General features: G+C 68.5%; 4 protein-coding genes. 3 read left to right on the top strand and 1 reads right to left on the bottom strand.

Annotation, left to right across the window (positions count from 1 at the left end; genetic code table 11):
* Window positions 1-74 precede the first annotated feature (74 nt).
* On the bottom strand, window positions 75-302 hold the full coding sequence (locus tag Q4I23_RS31140) for a type II toxin-antitoxin system HicB family antitoxin (protein WP_137139102.1): 228 nt from the start codon (window positions 300-302) through the stop codon (window positions 75-77).
* 193 nt (window positions 303-495) lie between these two features.
* Here Q4I23_RS31140 and Q4I23_RS31135 point away from each other — a divergent pair, with 193 nt between their 5' ends.
* The 3 genes from Q4I23_RS31135 (at window position 496) to glyS (ending at window position 3,836) form a co-directional block, all read left to right on the top strand.
* The gene (locus Q4I23_RS31135) at window positions 496-759 is read left to right on the top strand and encodes a hypothetical protein (protein ID WP_454019296.1); all 264 of its coding nucleotides are present in this window, start codon (window positions 496-498) and stop codon (window positions 757-759) included.
* 88 nt (window positions 760-847) lie between these two features.
* The gene (locus Q4I23_RS31130; RefSeq protein ID WP_035675330.1) at window positions 848-1,735 is read left to right on the top strand and encodes a glycine--tRNA ligase subunit alpha; all 888 of its coding nucleotides are present in this window, start codon (window positions 848-850) and stop codon (window positions 1,733-1,735) included.
* Between the two features lie 13 nt (window positions 1,736-1,748).
* Complete coding sequence (glyS, locus tag Q4I23_RS31125) at window positions 1,749-3,836, top strand: glycine--tRNA ligase subunit beta (RefSeq protein ID WP_498528777.1); 2,088 nt, start codon at window positions 1,749-1,751, stop codon at window positions 3,834-3,836.
* The last annotated feature ends 86 nt before the right edge of the window (window positions 3,837-3,922 follow it).

The raw sequence follows: 3,922 nt of genomic DNA, 5'->3' as shown, positions 1-3,922 counted from the left end.
GTATAAGAGACAGGGGTTAGGGTGGGGGCTCGGTGCGAAGGCTTATGTCCCGTTGCAAATAATATCCCGGACTCTCACTGGGTGACTTCGCGCAAACGCTCGGACGGGGGCGGGACCGGCGCGCCGGTGCGGCGGGCGTTCTCGATCCAGGCGGTAATGGCGTCGAGCGCCGCCGTGCTGGCGTCGGCGGGGGTGGCGCCGCCCGCGGTGCAGCCCGGCAGGTCGGGCACCTCGGCCACATAGCCGACACCCTGTTCCGGGGGCAGGGGGCGGACGATGACCGGATAGGCGCTGGCGTTCATGACGTTGCGTCTCCTCTGCGCACGGTTTTCATCCATTAGGTGCCGCTTCCGCTGCGGACGACAAGGATTCTTTGCGCTGGACGGGCGCATCTTTCGATGTTCGATCCATTTTCGACGGATCAGCCGTTCGGGGTGCGCTCGGGGTGAAGGCCCCTCTTGACCGGGTGGCCTCGCACCCCCTAATCCTGCATCCATGTTCAGCTTGTCCAAAATCCTGTTCCTGATCCTGGTGATCGGCGCCGTGTGGTTCGGCTGGCGCTGGTACAACCGCGTCGGCGCGGTCGGGCGGGAGCGCCTGCGCGAGCGGGAGCGTCGCGGCTCCGGAAAGCCCACCGCCACCGCCGGCTCGTCCCAACTGGGCGCTGAGGACATGGAGAAGTGCCCGGAATGCGGCGCCTACGTCGCCCCGCGCTCCGCCGTGGCCTGCGGCCGGCCGGTCTGCCCCTACGGGCGCTGAACCTTAAACCCAGGCGGGCGCTTGATTCCGGGGATACCGCCGCGTATCGTGCGGCGCGTTTTTCCACACCAATCATAAGTGACCGCCGATGGCCTCCCCGAGCGGGTCTTCCCAAGACAGCCGCGGCCTGTCCTTTCAGGCCCTGATCCTCAAGCTCCACCAGTTCTGGTCGGAGCAGGGCTGCGTGATCCTCCAGCCCTACGACATGGAGGTGGGTGCGGGCACCTTCCACCCGGCGACGACGCTGCGCGCGCTTGGCCCGCAGCCGTGGAAGGCGGCCTATGTGCAGCCCTCGCGCCGCCCGAAGGATGGCCGCTACGGCGAGAACCCGAACCGGCTCCAGCACTACTACCAGTATCAGGTGATCCTGAAGCCCTCGCCGGCCAACCCGCAGGAGCTGTATCTGGAAAGCCTGAAGGTGCTGGGCATCGACCCGTCCCTGCACGACATCCGATTCGTCGAGGACGACTGGGAAAGCCCAACGCTGGGCGCCTGGGGCCTCGGCTGGGAGGTCTGGTGCGACGGCATGGAGGTCACCCAATACACCTACTTCCAGCAGGTCGGCGGCATCGAGTGCGACCCGGTCGCGGTCGAGCTGACCTACGGGCTGGAGCGTCTGGCCATGTATGTCCAGGGCGTGGAGAACGTCTACGACCTGGACTTCAATGGACAGGGCGTGAAGTACGGCGACGTGTTCAAGCGCGCCGAGGTCGAGTATTCGGCCCACAACTTCGAGCACGCCAACACCGACATGCTGCTCCAGCATTTCAAGGACGCCGAGGCGGAGTGCCAGTCGCTGATCGCCAAGGGCGTCGCGCTGCCGGCCTACGACCAGTGCATCAAGGCGTCGCACCTCTTCAACCTGCTGGACGCGCGCGGCGTCATCAGCGTCGTGGAGCGCGCCGCCTACATCGGCCGCGTGCGCGCGCTGGCGAAAGCCTGCTGCGAGGCGTGGACCGCCGGGGGGGCCAAGTAACATGTCGGTCAACATGCCCGAACTTCTGATCGAGTTCTTCTCCGAGGAAATTCCGGCCCGCATGCAGGCGCGCGCGGCGGACGACCTCAAGCGCCTCGTCACCGAGAAGCTGGCCGCCAACGGCCTGACCTTCGCGTCGGCCGAGGCCCATTCCACCCCCCGCCGCCTCGCGCTGGTGATCGACGGCCTGCCCGAGCGCACCGCCGACGTCCGCGAGGAGAAGAAGGGGCCGCGCGTCGGCTCGCCCGAGCAGGCCGTCGCCGGCTTCCTGAAGTCCGCCGGCCTGACCAGCCTCGACCAGTGCGAGCAGCGCGACACCGGTAAGGGCGTCTTCTACTTCGCCGTGGCGGAGAAGAAGGGCCGCGCCACCGCCGAAGTGCTGGCCGAAATCATCCCGGCGGTCATGGGCGACTTCCCCTGGCCGAAGTCGATGCGCTGGGGCACGGGAACGGTGCGCTGGGTGCGCCCGCTGCACTCGATCATCGCGCTGTTCGGCGGCGCGGTGCTGGAGGGCTCGTTCGACCTGGGCGGCGCGCAGGGCAAGCTGGTGTTCGGCAACAGCACCCGCGGCCACCGCTTCCTGTCGCCGGACGCCTTCACGGTCACCGACTTTGCCGACTACAAGGCCAAGCTGAGCGCCGCGCACGTCGTGCTCGACCGCGCCGAGCGCAAGGCCAAGATCAAGGCCGATGCCGAGGCTCTCGCCGCGCAGGAGGGGCTGACCCTCTCGCCCGACGACGGGCTGCTGGAGGAGGTCGCCGGCCTCGTCGAATGGCCGGTCGCGCTGGTCGGCACCATCGACGAGACGTTCATGGACGTGCCGTCGGAGGTCCTCATCACCTCCATGCGCACGCACCAGAAGTATTTCGCCCTGCTGGACAAGGCCGGCAAGATGGCCCCGCGCTTCGTCGTGGTCGCCAACACGGTGACGGCGGACGGCGGCAAGGCCATCGTCGCCGGCAACGAGCGCGTGCTGCGCGCCCGCCTGTCCGACGCCAAATTCTTCTGGGACCAGGACCGCAAGACGAAGCTGGAAGACCGTGTGTCCAAGCTGGGCGCCATCACCTTCCACGCCAAGCTCGGCACGGTGGCGGAGAAGGTCACCCGCGTCCAGGTTCTGGCGGCCGAGATCGCCCGCGCCATCGGCGCCGACGCGGACGCCGCGACCCGCGCCGCCCTGCTGTCCAAGGCGGATCTCGTGACCGAGGTGGTCGGCGAGTTCCCCGAGGTCCAGGGCATCATGGGCCGTTACTACGCGCTGGGCGAGGGCGAGAACCCTGCGGTGGCCGAGGCCATCGCCGAGCATTACAAGCCGCTCGGCCCGTCCGACAGCTGCCCGACGGCGCCGGTGTCGGTCGCCGTGGCGCTGGCCGACAAGCTCGACACGCTGGTCGGCTTCTTCGCCATCGACGAGAAGCCCACGGGCTCGAAGGACCCCTACGCACTGCGGCGTGCGGCGCTGGGCATCATCCGGCTGATCCTGGAGAACGGGCTGCGGCTGAACCTGACGCAGCTCTTCAAGGCCGCGCACGGCGCCTATTCGGTGGGCGGTTTCGCCGCGGCCGATGGCGTCGCCACCGACCTGATGGCCTTCTTCGCCGACCGTCTGAAGGTCACGCTGCGTGACCAGGGCGTGCGGCATGATCTGGTGGACGCGGTGTTCGCGCTGGGCGGCGAGGACGATCTCGTCCGCCTGCTGGCCCGCGTGAGGGCGCTCCAGACCTTCGTCGGGTCGGAGGAGGGGGCGAACCTGCTCGCCGCCTACAAGCGCGCCAGCAACATCGTCCGCATCGAGGAGAAGAAGGACGGCAAGGCCTACGACCAGCCGGTCGATCCGGCCCTGCTGACGCTCGCAGAGGAAAAGGACCTCTACGGCGCCCTGTCCGGTGCCGGCGAGACGGCCCGGCCGCTGCTGGCGCAGGAGGACTTCACCGGCACCATGGCGGCGCTGGCCCGCCTGCGCGGCCCGGTGGACGCCTTCTTCGACAAGGTGACGGTGAATGCCGAGCAGGCCGACCTGCGCGCCAACCGCCTGCGGCTGCTCAGCCAGATCCGGGCGACGCTGAACGCGGTCGCGGACTTCTCGCGCATCGAGGGGTGATGGGAGAGGGGGTGCCGTTGCGGTGCCCCCGCCCTCCCACGCTTGCTGTCTCTTATACACATCTGACGCTGCTGACGATTATACGC

The sequence above is a fragment of the Azospirillum sp. UFLA03-27 genome (assembly GCF_059803775.1).
This window is presented reverse-complemented; position numbering and strand designations above follow the sequence as displayed.